We start from the raw sequence: 25,286 nt of genomic DNA on the forward strand, positions 1-25,286 counted from the left end.
CCGCATCCGCCGCGCGTTAGCGGATCGCGTCCCAGCGGTCCTGGATGCCCTGCGCCACGCTCTCGGCGCTTTCGCCCCCGGTGTAGGCGACCATGCCCTTCCAGAACGCATCGGCCCCGATCTCGCCCGGCATCAGGTCGGACCCGTCGAAGCGGAACGTGGTGGCATTGAGCAGGATGTCGCCCTGCGCCTTCATCGTTTCGGTGGCGTAGGCCGCGGAGTTGGCCGTTTTCAGCGGGGTCAGCAGGCCCGATTGCGCCATCCACACCTCATGCGCGACGGGCGTCTTGAGAAAGCCGATGAAGGCATGCGCGGCGGGGCTGTCCTTGGTGATCGCCCAGAGGGTGCCGGCGCCGAGGACCGGCTTGCCCAGATCCTTTTCCGCGTAGGCCGGGAAATAGAAGAAATCGACATCCAGCCCCATCTCGGTGCCTTCGGGGAAGAAGGTGGGAATGAAGCTTGCCTGCCGGTGCATGTAGCACTCGGGCGGGAAGGTGAAGAGGCCCGCCGGGCTGTCGCGGAAATCGGTGCCGACCACCGCGTCCGAACCGCCGGCGACAAATTCGTCGTTGCGCGCGAACCAGCCGTATTCCTCGATCGCGGCGATCACGCGCGGGTCGTCGAAGGGGATGGCGTTGGCCACCCAGTCGTCATAGACCTCGGGCGGCTGGGTGCGCAGCATCAGGTCCTCCACCCAGTCGGTGGCGGGCCAGCCCGTCGCCGCGCCCGAGCCCAGCCCGATGCACCACGGCGTGCCGCCGTCCGCCACGATCTGCTCGGTCAGCGCCTTCAGCTCTTCCATCGTCTGCGGGATCTCATAGCCCGCCTCGTCGAACGCGTCGGGCACGTACCAGACCATGGATTTCAGATCGACCTTGTAGAAAAAGCCGAACAGCTCGTCCGCGCCGCCCTCGTTGCCATAGGTGCCCAGATCGACCCAGGATTGCCCCGCCGCGTAGTTCTCGCGCACCCAGCCGGCGGTTTCGTCGCCCAGCGGCGTCAGGTAGCCCCGGCCCGCCATGTCGGCGGCCAGCCCCGGCTGCGGAAAGACCGCGACATCGGGGGGCGATCCTGCCTCGGCGGCGATGACGATGTCCTGCTCGAAGCTGTCCGACCCCGAATAGAGCACCTCGGCCCCTGTGGCGGCGGCGAAATAGGCCAGCACCGATTCCACAAGTTCCTTGTCGGGGCCGACCCAGGGGCCGGTGATCGACAGCGACTGGCCCGACAGATCGTGTTCGGCGGCAAAGCCCTGATAGCTTGCCCATGAGAAGCGGTCGTCCTCGCCGGGGGCGAAGACGAGGTCCTGCGCCGCGGCGGGCACGGCAAGAGCCGCGCAGAGCGCAGCGCTGTAAAGTCGGTACATGTCAACCTCCGATCGGGCGCGGTTCTGCGCCCGCGTTTGTAGCCTCCCGCCGGTCCTCCGGCGGGCTGTTCCGATACGCAGAAGGTTGCGCATCGCCTCCCGAGGGTCAACCTTGCGTCGGAGTCGCGCGGCCCGTGCGGCGATTCCGACCGGCTTTTGGTTTTGACGGGCAAGCCCCCCAAGGCTAGGATTTCCGTAAAAGAAAGCGCTTTGGAGGCCGGCCATGAATCTCAAGGAACTCGCGGCCCATCTCGGCTTGTCGCAGACCACCGTCAGCCGGGCGCTGAACGGCTATCCCGAGGTGGCGGAGGCCACGCGCCTGCGCGTGCGCGAGGCCGCGCAGCGCCACGGCTACCGCCCCAACGCGCGTGCGCGCAGCCTCGCAACCGGGCGGTCGCTGACGCTGGGCCACGTGCTGTCGGCCACCGGGCCGGGCGCGCTGACGGCGCCGGGCTGTGCCGGGTTTGTCGCCGGGTGCGGCGCGGCGTGCCGCGAGGCGGGGTATGAAATGCTGCTGAGCGTCGCCCATGACGCCGCCGAGGAAGAGACCGCCTACCGTGAACTCGCCGCGCGGCGCGCGGTCGACGGGGTGATCGTGCACGCCCCGCGCGAAAACGATCCGCGCCCGGCGCTGCTGGCCGGGCTCGGCCTGCCCTTCGCGGTGCACGGTCGCACCGGTGCGCCCGAGGACAGCTACCAGTGGGTCGACGAGAACCACCGCCGGTCGGTACGGCTCGCGCTCAACAGCCTGGCCGGGCTGGGCCACCTGCGCATCGCCCTGATCAACGGCCCCGAGGACGATTTGCAGGCCGCGCAGCGCCTGCACTGGGTGCTGCGGCTGACGCGCAAGATCGGGCTCGACCTGGCACCGGCGCACATCGTCGCCACCGATCTGAGCGAGGCCGCCGCGCGTGACGCCGCGCAGCGCCTGCTGGCCGCCGATGCCCCGCCGACCGCGTTCCTGGCCGCCTCGGCCGCCTCGGGCATCGGCGTGCGCCGCGCGCTGGCCGAGCGCGGCGCGACCCCCGGGCGCGAGGCGTCGCTCATCGTGTTCGATGCGGGTCCGGGTGACCCGTCGGTCACCGCGCTGCGCTATCCGGCCGAAAGCGCCGGGCGGCGCGCGGCCGAGCTGTTGCTCAAACGCATCGCACAGCCCGGCACCGCGTCCGCCCCCGCGCTGATCGGCGCCGATTTCGTCGAAGGCGCCAGTACCGGCCCCGCCCCGCAGGACGCCTGAGCCATGCGGACGCGCCGCGCCGATTTCCCGCACGGTTTCCTCTTCGGCACAGCAACCTCGGCCTACCAGATCGAGGGGCACGCCCATGGCGGCGCCGGACCCACCCATTGGGATAGTTTCGCCGCCACCCCGGGCAACGTCGCCGGCGCCGAGACCGGCGCGCGCGCCTGCGACCATTACCACCGGTACGCGCAGGACCTCGACCTCGCCGCAGGGGCGGGGTTCGACATCTACCGCTTTTCCACCTCCTGGGCGCGCATCCAGCCCGAGGGGACGGGCGCACCCAACCCGCAGGGTCTGGATTTCTACGACCGGCTGGTCGACGCGGCACTGGCCCGCGGCCTGCGGCCCGCGCTGACCCTCTACCACTGGGAGCTACCCGCGCCGCTGGCCGACCGCGGCGGCTGGGCCAACCGCGACATCGCCCCGCGCCTGGCAGAGTTCGGCCAGATCGTCGCCGCGCGGCTGGGCGACCGGCTGTGGTCGGCCGCGCCGGTCAACGAGCCGTGGTGCATCGCCTGGCTGGGTCATTTTCACGGGGTCCACGCGCCCGGCCTGCGCGACATCCGCGCCACGGCGCGGGCCGCGCACCACATCCTGCTGGCCCACGGCCAGACCGTTGCCGCCTGGCGCGCGGCGGGGCTGGGCAATCTCGGCGCCGTGCTGAACTTCGAATACGCCCTGCCCGCCGAGGACAACCCCGGCGCCGTCACGGCCGCGGCGACCTACGATGCCTGCTACAACCGGTTCTTCCTCGAGGCGCTGTTTCGCGGCGGCTATCCAGAGGCGGCGCTGGCCGGGCTGGGCCCGCACCTGCCGCGGGGGTGGGAGCGCGATTTCGACACGATCCGCGCACCGCTCGACTGGCTGGGGATCAATTACTACACCTGCAAGCGGCTGGTCGCCGCGCCGGGGCCCTGGCCGGGCCTGGCCGAGCGCCCCGGCCCCTTGCCGAAAACCGACATGGGATGGGAAATCTGCCCCGAGGGCCTGGCCCATGTGCTGAACCTGGTGCCCGGCTACACCGGCGATCTGCCGCTTTACGTCACCGAAAACGGCATGGCCGCGCCCGACCGAAAGCAGGCGGGCGCGATCGACGATGCCGACCGCATCGCCTATCTCGACGCCCATCTGGACGTCGCGCGCGCCGCCATCGCCGCCGGCGTGCCGCTGAAGGGCTACATGGTCTGGTCGCTGCTGGACAATTACGAATGGGCCCTGGGCTATGCCAAGCGCTTTGGCCTGGTGCATGTCGATTTCGACAGCCTCGCGCGCACGCCCAAGGCGTCGTACCATGCCCTGGCCCGCGCGCTGACAGGGAGGACGGCATGAGCGCCCCGCTTTCGCTGGTCGCCGATATCGGCGGCACCAATACCCGCGTGGCGCTGGCCGAGGGGCCGGAGCTGCTGCCCGGCTCGGTCTGCCGCTACCGCAACGCCGACCATGCCGGGCTGGCGCCGCTGCTGGCCGCCTATCTCGCGGCGCAGGGGGCGCCGGCGCTCTCGGGCGGATGTTTCGCGCTGGCCGGCCCGGTGCGGGACGGCGTCGGGCGGCTGACCAATCTCGACTGGACGCTCGACGAGGCCGAGTTGCGCCGCGCGCTGGCGCTGCCCCATGTCACCCTGCTCAACGATCTGCAGGCGCAGGGCCACGCGCTCGACCATCTCGCGCCGGACGCCTGCGTGCCGGTGATCGACGCGCCCGTGCAGCCGGGCGCGCCGCGGCTGGTGGTGGGGGTCGGCACCGGGTTCAACGCCGCACCGGTCTATGCCACCGGCGCGGGGCTGCACGTGCCGGCCTGCGAGGCGGGCCATGTCAACCTGCCGGTCGACGACGCCGAGGGGCAGGAGATGGCGCGCTTCGTCGCCGGCGCCGACGGCTTTGCGGCGGTCGAGGACGTGCTGTCGGGCCGCGGTCTCGAGGCCGTCCACGCCTGGGTCACGCGCGGCGACGCCGCGCCAAGGCGCAGCGCGGCCGAGATCATCGCCGAGGCGGCCGACAGCCCCGAGGCCCGCGCCGCGCTGACGCTTTTCGCGCATATGCTGGGGCGCGTGACCGGCAATCTCGGGCTGACCTTTCTGCCCTTCGGCGGCCTTTACCTCACCGGGGGCGTGGCCCGCGCGGTCACGCCGCATCTGGAGCCCTGCGGCTTTACCCGCGCGTTCCGCGCCAAGGGCCGGTTTTCACGCCTCTTGCATGACATCGCGGTCTTTACCGTCGAGGACGATTTCGCGGCGCTCACCGGCTGCGCCGGCTATCTTTCGGCGCAAGGCTGAGCGGCGAAAGGATACCTCGCGCGGCACATCACTTTCTGACCGCAAAGCATTGCCAAGGGATTGTTTTTTTCGCTCCTATCGCAGGCCATCCTCTCCCTTCACATCTCTGGCGGCCAGCCCGCCCATCCGGTCATGCACCCGCGGGCCCCGGCTCATCGCCAGCGCCAGAAGCAATTCGTCGGGCCGGGGCCCATCGGGGATGCCGACCTCCATCGCGTCGAAATGGCTGCGCACGTAGGCCGCGTTGATATGACCGAGCGGAATGTCGATCCGCGCGCCCATGCCGCCCACCTTCATCGCCGAGGGCACGATGGCCTTGGCCTCGCCCAGCCGTTCGCGCATGGCATAGCCGCCGGGCACGTGCCAAAGCGCCGCGTGCTCGGACTCGCCCGCCGCGCCCGCCATCGCGGCCTTGCCGTAGCCGTCGATCCCCGCGCGCCCGCCCATCGCCGCGATCAGCCGGTCGGTCAGCATCAGGCCCAGCGGCTTGAGGTCGTCCATGCCGCCCTGCAATTGCGCGACATAGCCCCCCGCATAGGGGTTTTTCACCAGCGCCAGGATCGCGCCGCGCTGGCGCGGGGCGGCGGGCGGCGGCCCCCCCTCGTGGTGGATGTCCTCTAGCAGGATCATCGTCTTGCGGATTGGAAATTCAGGCATTTTCGGCGTCCTCTCTTTGGCGTATCGCGGCCGCCGGATCCACCGTCCGGTGCTGGCCGCGCAGGCTGAGATGCGCGCCGCCGATCAGGCCGCGGGCGCGCAAGGTTTCGGCGAGGCCGACACCGCGGTCCAGCGCAAGGGCGGCGTCTTCGGCAGCCAGCGGCCCCAGCCCCACGGTGACCGGCCGCGCCCCGAGATCGCTGTCCGGGGCGATCTCGCAGGCCGGCCGGCGGCGCACCGCAGGATGGCCCGGCAGGTCCACGGCGTTGGCGATCATCGTGGCCGCGGCGTCGGCCCGCGCGGCGGTCCGCGCCACGACGCTGACCGCGTCGGCGATGCCCAGGGACTGGCTGCGCCCGCCCCGCCCCGAGGTGGCGACCCCGCGCCAGGGGTCGTCGCCAGACAGCGCGATCCGCCCGCCGGCCATGGCCGCCGCCATGGTTTCGCCGGGCGCCAGGAACAGGGCCACGTCACCGCCATTGTTGACATAGGCGCGCGAAAGCCCCGGCGCGCGCGCCATCGTTTCCAGAACGGCATCTGCCACGGCACCGGCCACCGCCGCCATCGGCGTGACGAAGGCCGGGCGGAAGGGCCGCGTCGCCTTCGCCATGGCGCGGGCCACGGGGCCCTTCAGCACCGCCTCGCCCGTGGGCCGGCGCAGCGCGGGCAGTTCCGCCACCAGCTCTTCCAGCAGCCCGTCGAACCGCGCGGCGGCCAAGGCGAAGGCCGCCGCGCGCGCCGCTTGGTTGGCCCCGATCACCAGGTCGATCGGCCCGTGGTGCAGGTGCAGCCTGTCGCCCGGCAGGCGCTGTGACTGCGGCCCGTTCACGGCATCTGCTCCCGCGGGCCCAGTCCGCGCACCGCGCCGCCGTATTCGCCGCCCTTTTCCAGGATGTCAGAGACGCTGCGCACGGCCTCGTCATGGCCGCCGAGCGCCCGGTAATCGGCCCGCGGCAGGGTGAATTCCAGCGGCGCGACCAGCGCCGGCGTCGGCACCGAGCCGAACGAGCCGTCGGGCATGCGCGTCACGTCGACCATCAGCGTGATGCCGCCCCCCGGCCAGATCCAGGCCGGTGCCCCGCCGCAGGTGACGCGGGTCTTCAGCGCCTTGACCGATCGGGTCAGGCGCACCGGGTTGCGCGTGACGCCCGCGCGCAACGACCCCCCGGCCCCCGCGGCGAACAGGACGTTGCACAGCGCGGGCTCGCAATTCTCGGCGATGAGATCGACGGTTTCGGCCAGCACGCGGGGCATCTCCTGCGCCACGGGGCGCAGTCCGTCGTCCAGCACGTAATACCCCGCGTGTTCGCCGGTGGTCGAGACCATCAACAGGCTCAGCCCCGGCCGCGCGCCCTTTTTCGCCTCCCATTTGCCGAGGATCGTCAACGGGTCGCTCAGATCGGTGCCGCCCCAGCCAAGGCCCGGCGCCGCCACCTGGAAATACCGCCCCGGCGTCGACCGTCGCCCCCTGATGCGGATGCCGGTCGGTTTCCAGCCCAGCACCTTGCCCGCCTGGTGTTCCGACATCACCCCGGTGATGTGGTCGTCGACGACCACCACCTCGTCGACCAGCCCCTGCCAATGCGCCGCGAACATCCCCACCGCGGCCGAGCCGCAGCCGACGCGCATCCGGGTTTCCACCTGCCCGTCCACCACCGGTGGCTGTCCGGCCTGCACCGTGACCCGCGCGCCGCCCTCGACCTCCAGTTCGACCGGCGCCTTGTTGCACAGCGCCATCAGCGTGTCGCAGGTCACCCGGCCCTCGGCCTTTGAGCCGCCGGTCAGGTGGTCGACGCCCCCCAGCGACAGCATCTGCGAGCCGTATTCGGAGGTGATGACGAGGCCCACGGGTTCGCCCGCGGCGCGCACCACGGCGCCCTCGGGCCCGAGGTGGCGGTCGGTATCGATCTTCACCTTGACGCCGCAATAGGAATAGATCGCCTCGGTGACGACGGTGACGAAATCCACCCCGTCGATCTCGCGGCTGACGATGAAGGGGGCGGGCTTGTAATCGGGATAGGTGGTGCCCGCGCCCACGGCGCTGACGAAAAGGGTGCTGTCGGCCAGCGGGTTGCCGTCCCATTCGCCCCCCAGGAAGGGGCGCATTTCGTCGCCTGCCTCAAGCCGCCGGTCGAAGATCGTCAGCGGGTCGCAGCGCACGATGCGCCCGCCCTCATTTGCGTAGCGGTCGCAGGCGCCGGTCTGGCCCTCGGCGACGTAGCACATCACCGGGCAGGCCTCGCAGCGGATCTTGCCCCCGCTCATCGCCCCGCCTCGCGGAGCGCCGCCAGCACCCGGTGGGGCAGCGCGGGCACCTCGGTCAGCCGCGCGCCGGTGGCGTGGCGGATCGCGTTCAGGATCGCCGGCGCGGTGGGGATCAGCACATGCTCGCCCAGCCCCTTGGCGCCCATCGGCCCCTCGGGGTCGGGCTTTTCGATGAAGATCGTCTCGATCTCGGGCATGTCGCCGGTGGTGGGGATCAGGTAGTCGTGCAGGTTTTCGGTGCGGCCGGGCAGGTATTCCTCCATCAGCGCGAGGCCGAGACCTTGCGCGATGCCGCCCTGCACCTGCCCCTCGGCCAGCAGCGGGTTGATGACACGGCCCAGATCGTGGGCGGCGGTGATGCGATGCACGCTGACGGTGCCCAGTTCGGTATCGACCGACAGCTCGGCGATCTGCGCGCCGTAGCCGTAGACGGCGTAAGGCACCCCCTGCCCGTCTTCGTCGAGCGGCACGGTGGGCGGGTCATAGCTTTCCTCGGCCATCAGCACATAGCCGTGGTCCTGTTCGGGCAGGTCGGAGAGGCCGAGCACCGTCTCGCCCTGGGCGTCGGCGACGATCAGCCGCCCGCCCTCCAGCCTGAGCGTCGAATCCTCGCCCCGGTTCGCGCGGGCCAGGATCAGGGCGCGCAGCGCCCCGCCCGCCGCAACCGCGGCCTTGCCGGTGACGTAGGTCTGGCGCGAGGCCGAGGTCTTGCCGCAATCGGGCGTCAGCGCGGTATCGGGACCGATCAGATCGACATCCGCCAGCGGCAGCCCCAGCGCGTCGGCAAGAAGCTGGGCAATGACCGTGTTCGCCCCCTGTCCGATATCGGTGGCGCCCTGGTGCAGCCGCAGCCGCCCCTTAGCGGTGATGCCCACCCGCACGGTCGAGGGGTTCGGCAGCGCGGTGTTGCCGCAGCCGTACCAGCACGACGAAAGGCCCACGCCGTGGCGCAGCGGCCCGCCGCCGGCATTGGCCGCGGCCGCCGCAGCCAGCGCGGCCTGCCAGCGGGGCGCCAGCGCCTGCAGGCATTCGGCGATGCCCACGCCCCACAGCTCTTGCCCGCAGACGCTGCGTTCGCCATCCAGCAACGCGTTCTTCAAACGGAAGTCCAGGCGGTCCAGCCCCGCCGCCTCGGCCAGCTCGTCGAACAGCGTCTCTTGCAGGATCGCCGCCTGCGGCACGCCAAAGCCGCGAAAGGCGCCGGCGACCGGGTTGTTGGTATGTATCGCCTCGGTCTCGGCCCGGTAGGCGGGGATGCGGTAGGGCCCCGAGGCGTGGACCGGCACGCGGGTGGCCACGGTGGGCCCCCAGCTGGCATAGGCACCGGTGTCGAAGACCCCGTCGAAATCCATACCCTCGATGCGGCCCTCGGCATCGCACCCCACCCGCGCGCGCATCCGCCCCGGGTGCCGCTTGGTCGTGGCCATCATCGACTCGGCCCGGCCAAAGACCATCCGGCAGGGCCGCCCGGTCTTGAGCGCGGCGAGCCCCACCAGCGGTTGCAGCGACAGGTCCAGCTTGGCGCCGAAGCCGCCGCCCGCCGCCGCGGGCTGGATGCGCACCGCCGCGGGCGGCAGGCCCAGCACGCGGGCGGTATCGTCGCGGTCCATCACCGGGGCCTGGGTACAGGCACGGATCGTCAGCGTGCCGTCGGGCTCGACCCGCGCCCAGCCGGCCTCGGGCTCGATATAGGCGTGTTCGACGAACCGGGTGCGCATCTCGCCCGCCACCACGTGGGCGGCGGCCGCCAGCGCCGCGTCGGCATCGCCGGTAACGACCCGCCCGCCGGTCAAGAGGTTGCCGGGCCGGGCGTCGTGCAGCAGGCGTGCCGCCCTCGCCGCCTCGGGGGCCTCGATCGCCTCCAGCCGCTCCCACGTCACCGGAAAGGCGTCGAGGTCCAGCGCCTCGACCGCGGCCTCGGGTCCGGCGACGATGGCCACCGCCTCGCCCCGGAACCGGGCCGCGCCCTCGGCCAGCGCCGGCTGGTCGGCAAAGGGCGGGATCACGCCAAAGCGGTTTTCCCCCGGCAAATCGGCGGCGGTAAAGACCCGAACGCCGTTGCGGTCGGCCCAGCCCGCCAGGTCGCCAAAGGAAAACCGCGCCGCCGGGTGGGGCGAGCGCACGGCCCGCACCAGCCACGCCCCCGCGGGCGGCGCGTCGGCGCCAAAGCATTCCTGCCCCGCGACCTTGGGCACGCCGTCCAGCCGCTCGACCGCCGCGCCCACCGCGCGGCCCGCCCGGGGCGGCGTCCCCGGCGCCTCGGCATCGGCCGCATCGCAGACCGCGTCGACGATCTTGGTGTACCCGGTGCAGCGGCACAGCACGCCGCCCAGCGCCTCTTCCACCTCGGCGCGGCTGGGCCGGGGCCGGTCGGCCAAGAGCGCCGTCGCCACCATCAGCATCCCCGGCGTGCAGATGCCGCATTGCGCCGCCCCGTGGTGCAGAAACGCCCGTTGCAGGCGCGACAGCCCCTCGCCCGAAAGCCCCTCGACCGTGCTGATTGCCCGCCCCGCCGCCTGCGCCGCGGGCGTCAGGCAGGCGCAGACCGGCGCGCCGTCGATCAGGACCGTGCAGGCCCCGCAATCACCCGCGTCGCAGCCCACCTTGGTACCGAAAAGCCCCAGCTCGCCGCGCAGCACCTCCGACAGGCGCCGGCCCGGCGGCGCGGCCACATGGTGCGTCGCCCCGTTGACGGTCAGCGACAGGCGCATCCCGGTCATGCCGCGGCCTCCCGACCCGTGCAAAGCCCGGCCACGGCCCGGCGCAACAGCGTGACCGCCGCCGCCGCCCGGTAGTCGGCGCTGGCGCGCAGATCGTCGATGGGCGAAAGACCGGGCACCACCAGGTCGGCGGTGATCGCCGCGGCCAGCCCGGCATCGGCGCGCGCCCCGGCCAGCGCGGCCTCCGCCGCCGGCAGACGCCGGGCGGTGGCCGAACAGGCGCCCACGGCCAGCGCGGCGTGGCGCACCCTGCCGCCGTCGAGGTCCAGCCGCGCGGCGGCCATGGCGATCGAGATCACCAGAAACCGCCGCGCCCCGAGTTTCAGGAACGCCCCGTGCCCCGCAGCGGCGGATTTGGGCACCAGCACGGCGGTCAGCAACTCGTCCTCGGCCAGCGCCGTCTGCCGCGGCCCGGTCAGGAAATCGCCCAGCGCCAGCCGCCGGGTGCCGCGCCGCGAGGCCAGCTCGACCTCGGCCTCCAGCGTCAGCAGGCAGGGCGCCCCGTCCGCGGCGGGCGAGGCGTTGACCAGGTTGCCGCCCAGGGTGCCGGCGTTTTGCACCTGCGCCGCGCCCAGTTCGCGCGCCGCCGCCTTGAGCCCGTCAAACGCCGGCGGCAGGGGCGCAAGGCGGATGTCGCTCCAGGTCGCGGTCGCGCCGAGGCGCCAGTGCTCGGGCGTTTCGGAAATCGCCCTGAGCTCCGGGATCGCTGTGATATCGAGAATGCCGCCAGACAGCGCCGGCCCCCGGACCGCCGCGAAGAGATCGGTGCAGCCCGCGGCGACGCGCAGGCCCTTTGCCCGCGCCGCCAGCGCGGAATCAAGGGTATCGGGCCTGACATAGCCGGCCAAAGCGGTGCACCTCGTGCCCTGTTGGACGATTGTTCGCATGCAAACGTTGAGCGCGGGCCCCAACCCTGTCAACATGGAATTCCCGACGCCAAGGAGCCCGCCGCGATGCACGAGACCGGAACCGAGCCCTACCTGCTGGACGCTCAGGTCGGTTTCCTGATGCGCCGGGCCAACCAGCGGCACCTGGCGATCTTTGCCGCGCATATCGAGGGGCTGACCCCCACCCAGTTCGCCGCGCTGGCCAAGCTCTGCGAGGCCGGGCCGCGGTCGCAGAACGCGCTGGGCCGGGCCACGGCGATGGATGCCGCGACGATCAAGGGCGTCATCGACCGGCTGCGCGCCAAGGGGCTGGTCGACACCGCACCGGACGACCGCGACCAGCGCCGCATCTTCGTGCGGCCCACCCCGGCGGGCCGGGCGCTGTTCGAGGCGCAGGTGGCCGCGGCGCATCGGGTCACGCGCGAGACGCTGGCCCCCCTGGCCGAGGCCGAGCGGGCGGAATTCCTGCGCCTGCTGGAAAAGCTGGGCTGAGGGCGCCGGGACCGCACCTGCAATCGCCTGAGAGGATGCAGAACGCGACCGCCAGGAGAGGCGCAGATGCCGCGACGCCATCGGCGACGGCGGACACGGCACTGGCAGGCTTGCCGAGGGCGCGGACACCGCGACTGCAGCGGCGCAAGGGGGGCGCTGCCCCCCGTCCTTCGGACTCCCCCCGGGATATTTGCGGCCAGAAGAACCCATTGCCGGCTTCTTCTTGGTCCAAATACCCTGGGGGGTCGCCATTGCCGCGCATTGGCCCGAGGGACAATGGCGACGGGGCAAGGCCCCTCAAACCCCGAGATACCGCTTCAGCAAGGCCGGGTCGTCGCGCAGTTCGGCGGCGTCGACCGCCGCCCGGCTCTGGCCGTTCTCGATGAAGACCACCCGGTCGGCGGCAGAGAGAACCGCGTCGATGCGCTGTTCCACCAGCACGATCGCCACGCCCTGCCGGCGCAGCTCGACCACCACCTCGCGGATCAGCGCGATCATCGAGGGCTGAAGCCCCTCGGTGGGCTCGTCGAGCAGCAGCACCCGCGGCTCGAGGCAGAGCGCGCGGGCGGTGGCCAGCATCTGCTGCTCGCCGCCCGACAGCGTCTCGGCGCGCTGGCCCAGCCGGTCGGCCAGCCGCGGAAAGAGACCCAGCACGCGCGCGCGCACCTCGTCGCCCCGGCGCCGCGCCCGGAGCCCGATTTCGAGGTTCTGCGCCACGGTCAGCTCGGCAAAGAGCCGCCGGCCCTGCGGGATGTAGCCGATGCCGCGCCTGGGCACCTCGTGCGCCGGCAGCCGCCCGATATCTTCGCCATCCAGCGTGATGCTGCCCGCCCTGAGCGGCAAAAGCCCCATGATCGCCTTCATCGTCGTGGTCTTGCCCGCGCCGTTGCGGCCCAGAAGGCAGGTGATCTCGCCCGGCCGGGCGGTCAGCGAGAGCCCGCGCAGCACCTGCGCCGGGCCGTAGGCGACGTCGATGCCGTCGATCTCAAGCATCCGCGCCGGTCCCCAGGTAGGCCGCCTGCACCGCGGCGCTGGCGTGGATCTCGGCGGGCGTGCCCTCGGCCAGCACCTCGCCGAAATTCAGCACCGTCACCGTGTCGGCCAGCTCCATCACCACGGCCATGTTGTGCTCGATCAACAGGATCGTGGTCTCGGCCGCCAGCCCCCGGATAAGCGCCTTGAACGCGGCGATCTCGCTATCGGACAGGCCCTGCGTCGGCTCGTCGAGGATCAACAGGCGGGGGCGCTGCGCCAGCCCCATGGCGACCTCCAGAAGCCGCTGGTGCCCATAGCTGAGATCGCCGGCCAGCGCGCCCGACCGGTCCGACAGCCCGACCCGGTCGAGCGCCCGGGCCGTGGCCTCGCGCACCGCTGCCCGGTCGCGCCCCAGCCGCCGCCGCGCGGCCAGCGCCACGTTCTCGGCCACCGCGAGGCGCGCGAACACCGAGGTGATCTGGAAGGTATAGGCCATCCCCAGCGCAACCCGGGAATGGGCCGGCAGGCCGGTCACGTCCTGCCCGTCGAATACCACCGCCCCCGCACTCGGCGCGACCCGCCCGATCAGCATCGACACGAAGGTGGTCTTGCCCGCGCCGTTGGGCCCGATCAGCGCGCGGATCTCGCCCTCGGGCAGGTCGAAATCGACCTCGTGAACGGCGGTCAGCCCGCCGAAACGCTTGCTCAGCGCGCGGGTGGACAAAAGCGTGCTCATGGCAGCCACCCGGCCCAGCGCCGGCGTATCTCGCCCCCCAGCCCCTGCGGCGCGAACAGCGTCAGCAGCACCAGCGCCAGCCCCGCGATCAGCATGTAGGCGCTGGTGATATCGGCCGACAAATCGATCAGGTAGAACATGAAGAGCGTGCCGAGAAACGGCCCGATCACCGTGCCCGCCCCGCCCAGCAGCACCCACAAGAGCGGGAAGATCGAATATTGCACCTCGGCGAAGCTGGCGCCGACATAGCCGAACAACAGGCCATAGGCCGCCCCCGCCGCGCCCGACATCGTGCCCGACAGCACGATCGCCGCCAGCTTGTGCCGGAAGACGTTGTATCCCAAGAGTTCCGCCCGCTCCTCGTTCTCACGGATCGCCACCAGCACCCGCCCCTCCGGCTGGCGCACCAGCCAGAGGGTGAAGAAGAGCGCCACCGCGAACAGGCCCAGCGCCGCGACGTAGCGCGCCATCGGGTCGCTCAGATCGACCCCGGCCAAGACGCGCGAGGCGCGGGTCAGCACCAGCCCCTCGTCGCCCCTCGTATAGGTGCCGAACAGCAGGATCGTCAGATAGGCCGCCTGCGAGAACATCAGCGTCACGATCATAAACGCGACCCCCGCCGTGCGCAGCGCCAGCACCCCCACCGCCAGCGCCAGCCCCGCGGCCGCGGCCAGCCCGGCGACGAACGACAGCCCGGCCCCGAGGCCGAGGTGATAGGCCGGCAGGCCCATGCCATACATGCCCGCGGCAAAGAACATCGCGTGCCCGAGGCTGAGCAGCCCGGTATAGCCGAAGGCCAGGTTGTAGCCCATGGCGTAGACCGCCAGCACCATCACCCGCGCCACGTTGCCGTGGTGATAGGCCGGCAGCACGAAGGCCAGCACCGCCAGCAGCGCCACCAGACCGCCATGCAGCGCGATCTCGCGTCCGCGGCCGGTCATCGCGCCGCCTTTCCCATCAGCCCGCGCGGGCGAAAGACCAGCACGAAGGCCACCAGCAGCGTGGCGATGATCTTGGCCAGCGTCGGCGAAAAGAAGACCGAGATGATCCCGTCGGACATGCCGATCAGCACCGCGGCAATGACCGTGCCCGCGAGGCTGCCCAAGCCGCCGATGATGACCACGATGAAGCTCAGCAGCAGCGCCTCGCCCCCCATCAGGTAATGCGCCTGCTGGATCGGCACGATCAGCACGCCCGCCAGCGCGGCCAGCGCCGCGCCCAGGCCGAAGACCCCGGCATAGACCCGTTCCACCGGGATGCCGAAGGCCTGCGCCATCTCGCCGTCAAGCTGCGTCGCGCGCATCACCAGCCCCACCCGCGTGCGGGTCATGAACAGCCACAACCCCGCCAGCACCGCCACCGCGGCGCCGATCACGAACAGCTTGTAGCTGGTGATGCTCAGCCCCCAGGGCCAGTAAAGCTGCGGACCCGCGTCGCCCCATTCCACCCAGGGCAGCGCGAGGCGCGCGTTGAAGGGCGGCGCCACGGGCCGCGCCTCGGGGCCATAGCCCATCAGCGTGAGCTGTTGCAGGATGTAAAGCAGCCCGATCGTGGCCACGATGGTCCGTTCGGGGTCGTAATCCAGCCGCTTCAGCACGGTGACGTCCGCCGCCGCGGCGAGCGCGCCCACCAGCAGCGGCGCCACGACCAGCGCCGCGACGAAACCCAGCACCGGCCCGCCCCCCACCGCCGAGGCCACGACCCAGGCCAGCACCGCGCCCAGCATGTAAAACTCGCCATGGGCCACGTTGACCACCCGCATCACACCGAAGACCAGGCTGAGCCCCGCGGCCATCAGCGCCAGCACGGCCGCCGTCACCGCGCCCTCCAGCGAGGCGAGCAAGAGATAGGGACCGAAATCCATGCGGTCTCCGTTTTCGGGAGGAAAGCGCCGGGGGCGGGCGCCCCCGGGCGATACGTGTCAGGCTCAGAACGACCGCGCGGTGTAATCCACCTCGTCGGGATAGAAGGTCTCTTCCAGGCTGGCGGTGTGGATCACGTCCAGCCGCCCGCCTTCGAGCTTGGAGATATATTGCGGCCCGAACACCTGGTGGGTCTTGCCGTTAAACCGCTTGGCCCCTTGCGGGTGTTCGTTGGAATGGGGCATGTCGGTCATCGCCTCGACCGCCTCGATCAGCTTTTGCCGGTCGGCCGGCCCCTGGTAGCCCGCGGCCTCCATCCCGGCCTTGATCACGTAAAGCGTCTCCCAGCACCCGAACATGTGGGCATAGGTCGACACGTCCTTGGGATCGTTCACCGAGGCGCCGGTCTCATCGACGCCGACGGCCGCACGGTAATGCGCGTCATAGGGCGTCTGGTCGGGCTGGGCATAGCGCGGCATCCCTTCCCAGAAATAGGTGCCCTCCAGGAATTCCAGGCCCGGGCTCGACAGGTCGACCGCCTCGAGGCTGTCGATGAAGCCGAAGATCTCGGGGCGCGAGGGCCCGAAGAACTCGCCCATCTCCTTGACGAAGGTCAGCACCGCGGGGCCGACCATGACGTGGTAGATCACCTCGGTTTCGCGCGGGATTTTGGGGAAATACTTGGTGAACGAGGTCTCGGTGGGCGGGATCGCCAGCTTGGCGATCACCTCGCCGCCATTGGCCGCCATCGCCTCGGAAAAGAAATCGCGGTGATCGTGGCCGAAGGCGTAATCGGGAAAGATCATCGTGACCTTCTTGCCCAGGGTCTGGCTGACGAAGGGCGCCATCGCCAGCACCTGGCTTTTCACGTCGCAGATGCCGGGCTGGACGGTCCAGCGGTTGAGCGCGCCCGAGGCCACGTGGTGCCCCTCGGAGACCACGAAATAGGGCATCTTCAACTCGCCCGCCCGCGGCGCCGAGCCCATCACCACATGGCTGAAGAGCGTGCCGTAGCCCACGTCGCAGTTGTGCTGGTTGGCGAATTTCTCCACCACCTCGGCACCGCGCTTGGGGTCGGTCCCGTCATCCTCGGTGACGATCTCGACGGGCCGGCCGTTGATCCCGCCGGCCTCGTTGATCAGGCTGGTGGCGGCGCGGGTGGTGCGGTCGTACCAGCGCCCGTAGGCCGCGCCGATGCCGGTGGCGTGCATCTGGAACCCTATGCGGATGGGTTCGGCGCTCTGCGCGCCGGCATAGCGCGCCCAGAGCGGCAGGCTGGCGGCGCCGGCGGCGGCCCCGGCCAGCGTCTTCAGCGCGCCGCGGCGCGCGGGGTCGGCGGGTTTGAAACTCTCGGACATGGCAATCATCCCTGTTGAAGGCGCGGGAGGATGGCTCCTCCTCTTCTGTGCTCAGTTTGAACAGGCCCGCCGGGCTTGTCCATTTTTTTGCGTCGGGGGATGGCAGCGGTTCGGTATCGATCCGCTTTGCGGACCAGGCGGAGCGCGGGATTGCGACCGGGCAAGGGGGCTCTGCCCCCGTCCTTCGGACTCCCCCGGGATATTTCCGGGCCAGAAGAACCCCACCTTCTTCTTCTGGCCAAAAATATCCCGGGGGTCCGGGGGCGGAGCCCCCGGTCGGTCGCCGCGCGAACGCGCGGCGAAACCCAAGGTTCGCAACGGGGTCGGATCAGACCCCCCGCGGCGAGGCCAAGAGCCACAGCCCGAACAGCGTATAGCCCACCATGAAGAGCGCCAGCGGCGCCTGGCTCAGCGCGGCCTTGCGCCCGCTGCCGAACATGCGCGCGGCCAGCGCATGCGACAGCGCGATGGCCACTGCATGGCCCAGCACCACCGCGCCCGCCTGCGCGAGGAAGATCACCCGCACCGTGTCGGTGGTGTTGAAAAATCCAGTGGTGACGCGGAACGCGTCGAGCCCCAGCAGGTGCAGGCCACTGTCCAGCGGGTCGTTGGCGACGGCCAGCATGTACTGCCCCTCGAGCAGGATCGACGGCAGGTAATGGGCGAAGTGATACCCCAGCGCGATCGGCAAGAGCGCCGGCGCCAACGCCAGGAACGCCGCGGCGAAGCGGCCGATCTCTCCGGCCAGCGCCAGCCCCAGCGCGATCGCCGCCGCGAAGACCAGGGGCAGGGCCACCACCGCCCCGGCCACGCCGAGGAGGTTTTCCTTCACCACCGCCGAACGGCCGGGAAATTCCAGCGGGTTCAAACCGATTTGGCCGAACCACCAGTAGGTCTCGTTCAGCCCGTCGTAGCTGCCCACCGCCAGCAGCACGATCATGAAGACGGCCAGCCCGACGGGCGGCGCGCGGCGGGCCATGGCCTTCCACCCCCAAAGGCCCAGCCGCCAGCGCCCGCGCGCCTTGCCCAGCGGCGCGATGCGCGCATAGGCCGACATCAGCACCGATATCCCCTCGCCCCGGCGCAGCCATTTCGGCCCGAAGACCAGCGTCAGCGCGAAATGCGCCGCCCAGTAGCAGGCCACCATCGCCGCCAGCCGCTCGGGATCGGCCGGCGCCGGGTGCGCCAGCAGCACCGCGGCAAAGGCGAGAAAGCTGACAAGCGCCGGCAAGTAGCCCAGCCAGCCCGGCAGGCGCAGGATCCGCCGCCAGCCCAGGCGCCGCGCCAGCAGCGTGTAGGGCCCGTGCCACGGGTTGATCCAGCGCCAGAGATCGCCCCAGATCCCCTGCCCCAGCACCAGCACGATCCAGAACAGGCTCCAGACCGCCAGCGACAGGGGGTTGTGCATCGGGTTGTGTTCGCCCAGCAGCCCCAGGACCACCAGCGCGGCCAGCACCACGGCCCCCGCCACGCTCACCCAGGACCAGGGCCGCGCGCCGCGGCTGCGGATCAGCGGCAGGGGCCGGAAAAGGCCGATCGCCGCCCGGTCCGGCAGGACCGAGAGCAGCAGCACCGTCAGCACCACCGCCGCCACGCCCCCCGCGATGTAAAGCCCGGTGGGCAAGAGCAGCACCACGCCGCCTTCGGTGGCATGGGCCAGCGCCGCACCGGGCAAGAGCGCAACGAATAGCGGCAAGAGAGCGATGGGTCGTTTCATGCCCCGAGTTTGCGCGATTTCGCCGCCCTTTGGAAATGCCCGTCGCGTCGCGCCTGCACGCGCGCGCCCCGCGTTGACTTTCGCCCGATGCCGGAGGAACGTTTGCACACCAACGGTATCGGCCGGTCAGGGAGACGCCGGGATGGACAGCCAAAGCGCGGGCCAGGTGGCCGGCATCGATGTCGGCGGCACCTTCACCGACCTGGTGCTGCTCGATCCCGCCACCGGGGCGGTGCGGCTGGCCAAGGTGCCGACAACGCCCGACAATCAGGCCTACGGCGTGCGCGCCGCGCTCGAGGCGGCGGGGGCGGAGCTGTCGCGCCTCGCGCTGATCGTGCACGGCACGACCACCACCACCAACGCGGTGCTGGAACGCAAGCTTGCCCGCACCGGGCTGATCACGACCCAAGGCTTCCGCGACGTGCTGGAACTGGGCCGCCGCACGCGCCCGCAACCCTACGGCATGACCGGCCGCTTCACCCCCCTCATCCCGCGCGACCTGCGCCTGGAGGTGCCCGAGCGGATGGATGCCGAGGGCCGCGTGGTGACGCCGCTGGACGAGGCCGCGCTGGCCGCCGCCGCGCGCGCCCTGCTGGCGGCGGGGTGCGAATCGGTGGTGGTGCATTTCCTGCACGCCTATGCCAACCCGGCGCACGAGCTGCGCGCCGGCGAAATCCTCGCGGGGCTCTGGCCCAACGCACATGTCACCCTCGGCCACGCGCTGTTGTCGGAAAGCCGCGAGTTCGAGCGCGGGGTGACGGCCGCCGTCAACGCCGCGGTGCAGCCCCTGCTGGAACGCTACATCGCACGGCTGACCGACGACCTGGCGGCGGGCGGCTATCGCGGCGATCTCTTGGTGATGAACGGCAATGGCGGCATGGTCTCGTCGCGGCTGGTGGCGCGCGAGGCCGCCAAGACGGTGATGTCGGGGCCGGCCTCGGGCGTGATGGCCGCGGCCCATATCGGGCGGCGGGCGGGCATTCCCGATCTCATTTCCTACGACATGGGCGGCACCTCGACCGATGTCGCGCTGATCCGCGGGGCCGAGCCGCCGGTCTCGAACGAGATCGAGATCGAATATGCCCTGCCGATCCACGTGCCGATGGTCGACGTGCGCACCGTGGGCGCCGGCGGCGGGTCGATCGCCAAGGTCAACGCCGCCGGTCTGTTGGAGGTGGGGCCGGAAAGCGCGGGCGCCGAACCCGGCCCGGTCTGCTATGGCCGCGGCGGCACCGAGCCCACCATTTCCGACGCCAACCTCGTGCTCGGCCGGCTCGACCCGGCCAAGCTGCCCTCGGTCGCAGAGGGTGATGCGGCCGCCGTCGCGCAGGTCTTCGACGAGCGGCTGGGCGCGCCCCTGGGCCTCGACGCGGTGGGTGCCGCCGAGGCGGTGATCCGGCTGGCCAATGTCAAGATGGCCGGCGCGATTCGCATGGTGTCGGTCTCGCTGGGGGCCGACCCGCGGGATTTCGCGCTGCTGGCCTTCGGCGGCGCCGGCCCGTTGCACGCCGCGGCACTGGCGCGCGAGTTGGGCATCCCCCGCGTGCTGGTGCCGGCCCGGCCCGGCATCACCAATGCGGTCGGCTGCGTCGTGGCCGACCTGCGCCACGACTTCGTCACCACGCTCAACGCGCCGCTCGACAAGCTTGACCCTACCCGGCTGGCCACCGTCTTTGCCGAGCAGGCCGCCGAGGGCGAGGCGCTGGTCCGGCGCGAGAACGTGGCGCTCGGCGCCCTGAGGCATCGCTATAGCCTCGACATGCAATTCATTGGCCAGACGCATCTTTTGCGGGTGGAACTGGACGGTCCAGAGACCGACCCGGACACCCTGCGCCGGAAATTCGCCGCCGCCTATTTCGCCCGCTTCCGGGTCGAGCTCGGCGAAGGCCGGGCCGCCATCATCAACGCCAATTGCTCGGTCATCGGCGCGCGCGAGGGGCTGGACCTGTCGACGCTGATCGCGCCCGAGGGCCGCAAGGCAACGCTCGACCAGGCACAAACCGGCACGCGGCCCTGTCATTTCGACGGGGCGTGGCACGACACGCCGGTCTACTGGCGCGACCACCTGCCGGCGCAGTTCGCCCTCACCGGCCCGGCCATCGTCGAACAGATGGACACCACGATCCTGGTCGAGCCCGGCGACCGCGCCGACCCCGATGCCGAGGGCAACCTGATCGTCACCATTGGAGGCACGGCCCATGGCGCTTGACCCGATCACGCTGTCGGTGATCCAGGCGGGGCTGACGCAGGTCTGCGACGAGATGGACCTGAGCTTTTCCCGCGCCGCCTTTTCGCCGGTGATCGCCGAGGCCAACGACCGGTCCGACGGCATCTACGCCGCCGAGAACGGCGCGCTGATCGCGCAGGGCGCGGGCGGGCTGCCGGTCTTCGTGGGCACGATGCAGTATTCCACCCGCGTGCTGATCGAACGCATCGCCGCGGGCCTCACCGCCCCGCCCGAGCCCGGCGACACCTATATCGTCAACGACCCCTACCTTGGCGGCACCCACCTGATGGACGTGCGCTTTGCCCGGCCGTTCTACCGCAAGGGCGGGATTTTCTGCTGGCTGTCCAATACCGGCCACTGGCCCGATACCGGCGGCGCGGTGCCCGGCGGCTTTTCCGCCTCGGCCACGGCGGTGGAACAGGAGGGGCTGCGCCTGCCGCCGGTGAAGCTGTTCAAACGCGGCGAGATGGACCGCGAGATTTACCAGATCATCTGTTCCAACATCCGCGTGGCAGACCAGCGCATCGGCGACGTGAAGGCGCAGGCGGCGGCGCTGTCGGTCGGCGAGGAACGGCTCTCGGCCCTGCTCGACCGCTACGGCGACGACACCGTGCGCGCGGCGATTGCCGAGCTTTCCGCCCGCGCCGCCCGGCAGATGCGCGCCTTCATCGCCACCATCCCCGACGGCACGCACCGCTCGGTGGCCTATGTCGACAGCGACGGGGTGGTCAACGAACCGCTGGAGATCCGGCTGAGCGTCACCCGCGACGGCGCGGACCTGGTGTTCGATTTCACCGGCTCCTCGCCGCCCTGCGCCGGGCCGATGAACTCGGTCGAGGCCACCACGCTCAGTTCCGTCTACCTCGCCATGCGCCACATCGCCCCCGAAGTGCCGATCAGCGCCGGGGCCTTCGCGCCGCTCAGGGTGACGGGGCACCGGGGCACGTTCCTCGATGCCCATTACCCGCGCCCGGTGTCGGGCTGCGCGGCGGAGGTCAGCCAGCGCATTGCCGAGGCAGTGTTCGCCGCACTGGTGGACGCCCTGCCCGACCGCGTGACCGCCGCCCCCGCCGGCACCTCGGGCAATTTCGCGCTGGGGGGCCACGACCCGGCCAAGGGCAGCGACTACGTGATGTACCAGCTTTCCGGCGGCGGCTATGGCGGCAATGCCGACCATGACGGGCTGGCCAATGGCTGTTCGACCATCGGCATTTCCAAGGCCCCGCCGGTCGAGATCATGGAGCAGAAGTTCCCGGTGCTCTACCGGCATTACCGCCTGCACGAGGGATCGGGCGGCGCGGGGCGGCAGCGCGGCGGCTTCGGGCTGGATTACGAGGTGGAGCTCCGGCGCGGCGCCGCGCAGGCAAGCTTTGTGATGGATCACGGACGCTTCGGCCCGCAAGGCGCACTGGGGGGCGGCGACGGCGCGCCGAACGTGGTGCAGGTGATCCGGGGCGGCGTGGCCGAGACGCCCGAGCATCTGTCCAAGGCGCAGGACATCCCCCTGTCCCCCGGCGACCGGGTGCGGGTGAAGACGCCCGGTGGCGGCGGCTACGGCGACCCGCTGACCCGCGCCCCCGGCGCGGTGGCCGAGGACGTGCGGCTGGGCCGCTACACCGCCGATCAGGCCGCGGCGCTTTTCGGCGTGGTGCTGGCGGGCGCGCCACCCGCCCCCGACATGGCGGCGACCGAGGCCCTGCGCCGGGCGCGCCGAGGCGGCTGAGACGATTTTCACCTAGGGCTTTACAAAACAGCGCATTTTTATGACGATGGCGTCATATTTACCCAAGGCCTCCCAATGAACCCCGCCCCCAGCCCCGCCACGACCGACCCGCAAGAGATGGCCTATGCCCGCGTCCTGGCCGCCGAGAGCGCCGCGCGCCCCAAGGGCGAGCGCACACGCGCCCGCCTGCTGATAGCGGCCTGCACGGTGCTGGATGCCGAGGGCCCCCAGGGGCTGAGCATCGCCGCGATCGCCCGCGCCGCGGGGCTGGCCAAGGGAACCGCCTATATCTACTTCCCCGATCTCGCCGCGCTGTTGACCGAGCTGCTGACGGGCTTTGCCCGGTTCGTCCGCTCCTGCATGCACCAGGCCGGGCGCGACGACCCGATCCGCGACGCGACCCGCGCCTATATCGCGCTCTTCCGTGAAAACCGTGGGCTGATGCGTTGCCTCGTCCACCATCTCGACGGCTTTCCCGAGGCGCAGGCCGCGTTTCAGCGGCTGAACCGGGACTGGCTGGAAACGGTCGTGGCCGCGACCGAGCGGAAGCGGCACGGCGTGCCGCATGACGAGCTGATGCGCCGCGCCTACGCGCTGGGCGGCATGGTCGACCAGTACCTGTCGAGCCTTTACCTGTCGCGCGATCCCGCGCTCGTGGCGCTGTCGCGCGACGAGGCGGCTGTGCTCGACACGCTTTCGCTGATCTGGAAACGGGGGATGACGGCATGACGACGATACCGGGGGCCGACCGCCAGCCCGCGACCGAGCTGGCCGCGCATGTCGCCGCGGCCTGGGACGCCCAGCGTGCCCATGTGGCGGCCCATTCCGAGTTCTACCGCGCGCTCTGGCAGGGCCGCCCGCCCCCGGCCGACCTGCGCGACCTGCCAGAGCTGCCGCTGTCGGACAAGGCCGGGCTGCGGCTGTCGCAGGCGGCCCATCCGCCCTTCGGCAGCTACCTCGCCGCGCCACGGGCCGCGGCGGTGCGGCTGCACCGCACCTCGGGCACCACCGGCCAGGCGATGAACCTGGCGCTTTCCGCCCGCGACGCGGCGATTACCCAAGAGGTCGGCGGGCGCTGCCACGCCGCCGCGGGGCTCGGCCCCGATCACACGGTGGTCCATTGCCTGAATTACCAGATGTGGATGGGCGGCGTGACCGACCACCTGACGCTTGAGGCCACCGGCGCGCTGGTCATCCCGTTCGGCGTTGGGGCGACGGAACTGCTGGTGCGCACGATGCGCGAGGTGGGCGTCACGGCGATCTCCTGCACGCCCTCCTACCCGGCGGTGCTGGAGCGCGTGATCGCCGAGAAGTTTGCCGGCCTTGCGCCGCGCGACCTCGGCCTCAGGCTGGGGCTTTTCGGCGGCGAGCCGGGGGTCGACGACCCGGCCTTCCGCGCGCGGCTGGCCGAGACCTGGGGAATGCAGCCCCGCAACGCCAATTACGGCGTGTCGGACGTGTTTTCCAACTTTGCAGCCGAATGCCCGCATGACACGCATCTCCACTTCATGGCGGCCGACGTGCTTCACCCCGAACTGGTCGAGCCCGAGACCGGCGCGCCGCTGGCGCTGGAGCCGGGCCAATCGGGCGAACTGGTGCTGACGCACCTGGTGCGCGACTGCCAGCCGCTGGTCCGCTTTCGCACCGGCGACATCATCGAGGTGGCGGAAACCGGGCCCTGCACCTGCGGGCGCACCGGCTTTCGCTTTTCCGTGGTGGGCCGGTCCGACGACATGGTGGTGGTGCGCGGGCTGAACATGTTCCCCTCGATGGTGGCCGCGGTGATCAACGAGTTTCCAGAGCTTTCGGGCGACTACCGCATCCCCCTGCCCGGGCCGCCGCCCTACGACGCCCTGCCGGTCGTCGCGGAATATGCCGATGGCGTGCCCGATACGGCCGACCTGCCCGCCCGCGTGGCCGCCGCGATCAAGGCCAAGCTGGGGGCCACCGCAACGGTCGAGATCCGCCCGGCGGGCCACTTCCCCCGCACCGAGGGCAAGACCAAACGCGTGATCCGGGAGGACAGATGAACGCCTTCAGCTATGACACGGTGCTGAGCACCCGCGACGCCGAGGGCGTGCGGACCATCACGCTGAACCGCCCCGAGCGGCTGAACGCCATGAACCGCGCGCTGATCGACGACGTGGCCCGGGCCTTCGACGACGCCAACGCGGACCCCGAGACACGGGCGATCCTTTTCACCGGGGCCGGCACGGCGTTCTGCGCCGGCGACGACCGCAAGGCCCATGTCCACCCCGAGACCGAGGCCGAGGCGCGCGCGCTGGTCGAGGCGATCCAGGCGGCCACGCGGGCCATCGTGCTGGGGCCGAAACCCGTGGTGGGCGCGATCAACGGCTGGGCGGTCGGCGGCGGGTTCGAATGGGCGATCAATTGCGATTTCCCGCTCTGGGCCGAGAGCGCCAGGGGGTTTTTCCCCGAGGTGTCGCTGAACCTCTTCGTCACCGGCGCGGTCACCGCCTGCCTGCCCGCGCTGGTCGGGCTGGCCAAGGCGCGCGAGATGCTGTTTCTGGGCGAGCGCTACGGCGCGGCGGACCTGGCCGAGCTGGGGGTGGCGTGGAAGGTGGTGCCCGACGATCTGCTGATGGACGAGGCGGTGGCGACGGCGCGCAAGCTGGCCGCGCTGCCGACGCTGTCGGTCCGGGCGATGAAGCGGGTGCTGAACGCCGCCGCCCTGCCCGACCTCGACCGCGCGCTGGCGCTGGAAACCGACGCGACGGTGGCGGGCTTTCTCGACCCCGAAACCACGCGCCGGCTGAAGGCGTTCTGA

21 protein-coding genes are annotated in these 25,286 nt (G+C 71.3%); 9 read left to right on the forward strand and 12 right to left on the reverse strand.

All coding sequences use genetic code 11. The annotated features are described in order from the left end of the window. Positions 1-16: 16 nt before the first annotated feature. Positions 17-1,366, reverse strand: a complete 1,350-nt coding sequence (locus Ga0609869_RS12260; RefSeq protein ID WP_125404212.1) for an ABC transporter substrate-binding protein — start codon at positions 1,364-1,366, stop codon at positions 17-19. Between the two features lie 223 nt (positions 1,367-1,589). Here Ga0609869_RS12260 and Ga0609869_RS12265 point away from each other — a divergent pair, with 223 nt between their 5' ends. Genes Ga0609869_RS12265 through Ga0609869_RS12275 form a run of 3 tightly spaced genes read left to right on the forward strand, consistent with a single transcriptional unit; the run spans position 1,590 to position 4,879 of the window. Next, entirely contained in the window at positions 1,590-2,603 is a 1,014-nt protein-coding gene (locus Ga0609869_RS12265; protein ID WP_125404213.1) for a LacI family DNA-binding transcriptional regulator, read from the forward strand. A gap of 3 nt (positions 2,604-2,606) precedes the next feature. Further along, positions 2,607-3,935 carry a GH1 family beta-glucosidase gene (locus tag Ga0609869_RS12270; RefSeq protein WP_125404214.1) on the forward strand — a complete coding sequence of 443 codons (1,329 nt, stop codon included), beginning with the start codon at positions 2,607-2,609 and terminating at the stop codon, positions 3,933-3,935. Continuing rightward, positions 3,932-4,879, forward strand: coding sequence for a glucokinase (locus Ga0609869_RS12275; protein ID WP_125404215.1), 948 nt, complete (start codon positions 3,932-3,934; stop codon positions 4,877-4,879). Before Ga0609869_RS12270 ends, Ga0609869_RS12275 begins: the two co-directional genes overlap by 4 nt. Positions 4,880-4,954: 75 nt before the next feature. Here Ga0609869_RS12275 and Ga0609869_RS12280 read toward each other — a convergent pair whose 3' ends face one another. The 5 genes from Ga0609869_RS12280 to Ga0609869_RS12300 are packed head-to-tail and all read right to left on the reverse strand — an operon-like array spanning position 4,955 to position 11,408. Beyond that, positions 4,955-5,536, reverse strand: coding sequence for an amino acid synthesis family protein (locus Ga0609869_RS12280; RefSeq protein WP_125404216.1), 582 nt, complete (start codon positions 5,534-5,536; stop codon positions 4,955-4,957). Continuing rightward, on the reverse strand, positions 5,529-6,365 hold the full coding sequence (locus Ga0609869_RS12285) for a UPF0280 family protein (protein ID WP_125404217.1): 837 nt from the start codon (positions 6,363-6,365) through the stop codon (positions 5,529-5,531). Before Ga0609869_RS12285 ends, Ga0609869_RS12280 begins: the two co-directional genes overlap by 8 nt. Beyond that, positions 6,362-7,801: a 6-hydroxynicotinate reductase gene (locus tag Ga0609869_RS12290; RefSeq protein WP_125404218.1), complete on the reverse strand. Its 1,440-nt coding sequence runs from the start codon at positions 7,799-7,801 to the stop codon at positions 6,362-6,364. Before Ga0609869_RS12290 ends, Ga0609869_RS12285 begins: the two co-directional genes overlap by 4 nt. After that, positions 7,798-10,521: a molybdopterin-dependent oxidoreductase gene (locus tag Ga0609869_RS12295; protein ID WP_211336796.1), complete on the reverse strand. Its 2,724-nt coding sequence runs from the start codon at positions 10,519-10,521 to the stop codon at positions 7,798-7,800. Before Ga0609869_RS12295 ends, Ga0609869_RS12290 begins: the two co-directional genes overlap by 4 nt. Beyond that, positions 10,518-11,408 (reverse strand): FAD binding domain-containing protein, encoded by an 891-nt coding sequence (locus Ga0609869_RS12300; protein WP_125404219.1) that lies wholly within the window; start codon positions 11,406-11,408, stop codon positions 10,518-10,520. The genes Ga0609869_RS12295 and Ga0609869_RS12300 overlap by 4 nt, the downstream gene beginning before the upstream one ends. A 66-nt stretch (positions 11,409-11,474) precedes the next feature. On the opposite strand from Ga0609869_RS12300, the gene Ga0609869_RS12305 reads away from it, so the two are divergent. Continuing rightward, positions 11,475-11,900, forward strand: a complete 426-nt coding sequence (locus tag Ga0609869_RS12305) for a MarR family winged helix-turn-helix transcriptional regulator (protein WP_125404220.1) — start codon at positions 11,475-11,477, stop codon at positions 11,898-11,900. 297 nt (positions 11,901-12,197) lie between these two features. Here the strand turns inward: Ga0609869_RS12305 and Ga0609869_RS12310 are convergent, their stop codons facing one another. From Ga0609869_RS12310 to Ga0609869_RS12335, 6 genes are all read right to left on the reverse strand, one after another. Then, positions 12,198-12,893 (reverse strand): ABC transporter ATP-binding protein, encoded by a 696-nt coding sequence (locus tag Ga0609869_RS12310; protein WP_125404221.1) that lies wholly within the window; start codon positions 12,891-12,893, stop codon positions 12,198-12,200. Then, positions 12,886-13,611: an ABC transporter ATP-binding protein gene (locus Ga0609869_RS12315; RefSeq protein ID WP_125404222.1), complete on the reverse strand. Its 726-nt coding sequence runs from the start codon at positions 13,609-13,611 to the stop codon at positions 12,886-12,888. The genes Ga0609869_RS12310 and Ga0609869_RS12315 overlap by 8 nt, the downstream gene beginning before the upstream one ends. Beyond that, on the reverse strand, positions 13,608-14,552 hold the full coding sequence (locus Ga0609869_RS12320; RefSeq protein WP_125404223.1) for a branched-chain amino acid ABC transporter permease: 945 nt from the start codon (positions 14,550-14,552) through the stop codon (positions 13,608-13,610). The genes Ga0609869_RS12315 and Ga0609869_RS12320 overlap by 4 nt, the downstream gene beginning before the upstream one ends. Beyond that, complete coding sequence (locus tag Ga0609869_RS12325; protein ID WP_125404224.1) at positions 14,549-15,475, reverse strand: branched-chain amino acid ABC transporter permease; 927 nt, start codon at positions 15,473-15,475, stop codon at positions 14,549-14,551. The genes Ga0609869_RS12320 and Ga0609869_RS12325 overlap by 4 nt, the downstream gene beginning before the upstream one ends. A 63-nt stretch (positions 15,476-15,538) precedes the next feature. Beyond that, a complete protein-coding gene (locus Ga0609869_RS12330; RefSeq protein ID WP_125404225.1) occupies positions 15,539-16,831 on the reverse strand; it encodes an ABC transporter substrate-binding protein in 1,293 nt (430 codons plus the stop codon). 328 nt (positions 16,832-17,159) lie between these two features. Then, complete coding sequence (locus tag Ga0609869_RS12335) at positions 17,160-18,548, reverse strand: hypothetical protein (RefSeq protein WP_125404226.1); 1,389 nt, start codon at positions 18,546-18,548, stop codon at positions 17,160-17,162. Positions 18,549-18,690: 142 nt separating this feature from the next. Here Ga0609869_RS12335 and Ga0609869_RS12340 point away from each other — a divergent pair, with 142 nt between their 5' ends. From Ga0609869_RS12340 to Ga0609869_RS12360, 5 genes are all read left to right on the forward strand, one after another. Further along, a complete protein-coding gene (locus Ga0609869_RS12340) occupies positions 18,691-20,757 on the forward strand; it encodes a hydantoinase/oxoprolinase family protein (RefSeq protein ID WP_125404227.1) in 2,067 nt (688 codons plus the stop codon). Further along, positions 20,747-22,498 carry a hydantoinase B/oxoprolinase family protein gene (locus Ga0609869_RS12345; protein ID WP_125404228.1) on the forward strand — a complete coding sequence of 584 codons (1,752 nt, stop codon included), beginning with the start codon at positions 20,747-20,749 and terminating at the stop codon, positions 22,496-22,498. The genes Ga0609869_RS12340 and Ga0609869_RS12345 overlap by 11 nt, the downstream gene beginning before the upstream one ends. 75 nt (positions 22,499-22,573) lie before the next feature. Then, entirely contained in the window at positions 22,574-23,227 is a 654-nt protein-coding gene (locus Ga0609869_RS12350; protein ID WP_245972185.1) for a TetR/AcrR family transcriptional regulator, read from the forward strand. Beyond that, positions 23,224-24,528, forward strand: coding sequence for a phenylacetate--CoA ligase family protein (locus Ga0609869_RS12355; RefSeq protein WP_125404229.1), 1,305 nt, complete (start codon positions 23,224-23,226; stop codon positions 24,526-24,528). The genes Ga0609869_RS12350 and Ga0609869_RS12355 overlap by 4 nt, the downstream gene beginning before the upstream one ends. Continuing rightward, positions 24,525-25,286 (forward strand): enoyl-CoA hydratase/isomerase family protein, encoded by a 762-nt coding sequence (locus Ga0609869_RS12360; protein WP_125404230.1) that lies wholly within the window; start codon positions 24,525-24,527, stop codon positions 25,284-25,286. The genes Ga0609869_RS12355 and Ga0609869_RS12360 overlap by 4 nt, the downstream gene beginning before the upstream one ends.

Origin of the sequence: Rhodovulum iodosum, assembly GCF_041020385.1 — a bacterium.
GTDB classification, from domain to species: domain Bacteria; phylum Pseudomonadota; class Alphaproteobacteria; order Rhodobacterales; family Rhodobacteraceae; genus Rhodovulum; species Rhodovulum iodosum.

Bases quoted from the DNA above. Each gene is read 5' to 3' on its own strand.
- Ga0609869_RS12270 (WP_125404214.1), top strand. From the start codon at position 2,607: ATGCGGACGCGCCGCGCCGATTTCCCGCACGGTTTCCTCTTCGGCACA.
- Ga0609869_RS12315 (WP_125404222.1), bottom strand. From the start codon at position 13,611: ATGAGCACGCTTTTGTCCACCCGCGCGCTGAGCAAGCGTTTCGGCGGG.
- Ga0609869_RS12275 (WP_125404215.1), top strand. From the start codon at position 3,932: ATGAGCGCCCCGCTTTCGCTGGTCGCCGATATCGGCGGCACCAATACC.
- Ga0609869_RS12340 (WP_125404227.1), top strand. From the start codon at position 18,691: ATGGACAGCCAAAGCGCGGGCCAGGTGGCCGGCATCGATGTCGGCGGC.
- Ga0609869_RS12295 (WP_211336796.1), bottom strand. From the start codon at position 10,521: ATGACCGGGATGCGCCTGTCGCTGACCGTCAACGGGGCGACGCACCAT.
- Ga0609869_RS12300 (WP_125404219.1), bottom strand. From the start codon at position 11,408: ATGCGAACAATCGTCCAACAGGGCACGAGGTGCACCGCTTTGGCCGGC.
- Ga0609869_RS12350 (WP_245972185.1), top strand. From the start codon at position 22,574: ATGAACCCCGCCCCCAGCCCCGCCACGACCGACCCGCAAGAGATGGCC.
- Ga0609869_RS12290 (WP_125404218.1), bottom strand. From the start codon at position 7,801: ATGAGCGGGGGCAAGATCCGCTGCGAGGCCTGCCCGGTGATGTGCTAC.
- Ga0609869_RS12360 (WP_125404230.1), top strand. From the start codon at position 24,525: ATGAACGCCTTCAGCTATGACACGGTGCTGAGCACCCGCGACGCCGAG.
- Ga0609869_RS12260 (WP_125404212.1), bottom strand. From the start codon at position 1,366: ATGTACCGACTTTACAGCGCTGCGCTCTGCGCGGCTCTTGCCGTGCCC.
- Ga0609869_RS12265 (WP_125404213.1), top strand. From the start codon at position 1,590: ATGAATCTCAAGGAACTCGCGGCCCATCTCGGCTTGTCGCAGACCACC.
- Ga0609869_RS12325 (WP_125404224.1), bottom strand. From the start codon at position 15,475: ATGGATTTCGGTCCCTATCTCTTGCTCGCCTCGCTGGAGGGCGCGGTG.
- Ga0609869_RS12345 (WP_125404228.1), top strand. From the start codon at position 20,747: ATGGCGCTTGACCCGATCACGCTGTCGGTGATCCAGGCGGGGCTGACG.
- Ga0609869_RS12335 (WP_125404226.1), bottom strand. From the start codon at position 18,548: ATGAAACGACCCATCGCTCTCTTGCCGCTATTCGTTGCGCTCTTGCCC.
- Ga0609869_RS12330 (WP_125404225.1), bottom strand. From the start codon at position 16,831: ATGTCCGAGAGTTTCAAACCCGCCGACCCCGCGCGCCGCGGCGCGCTG.
- Ga0609869_RS12305 (WP_125404220.1), top strand. From the start codon at position 11,475: ATGCACGAGACCGGAACCGAGCCCTACCTGCTGGACGCTCAGGTCGGT.
- Ga0609869_RS12280 (WP_125404216.1), bottom strand. From the start codon at position 5,536: ATGCCTGAATTTCCAATCCGCAAGACGATGATCCTGCTAGAGGACATC.
- Ga0609869_RS12320 (WP_125404223.1), bottom strand. From the start codon at position 14,552: ATGACCGGCCGCGGACGCGAGATCGCGCTGCATGGCGGTCTGGTGGCG.
- Ga0609869_RS12310 (WP_125404221.1), bottom strand. From the start codon at position 12,893: ATGCTTGAGATCGACGGCATCGACGTCGCCTACGGCCCGGCGCAGGTG.
- Ga0609869_RS12355 (WP_125404229.1), top strand. From the start codon at position 23,224: ATGACGACGATACCGGGGGCCGACCGCCAGCCCGCGACCGAGCTGGCC.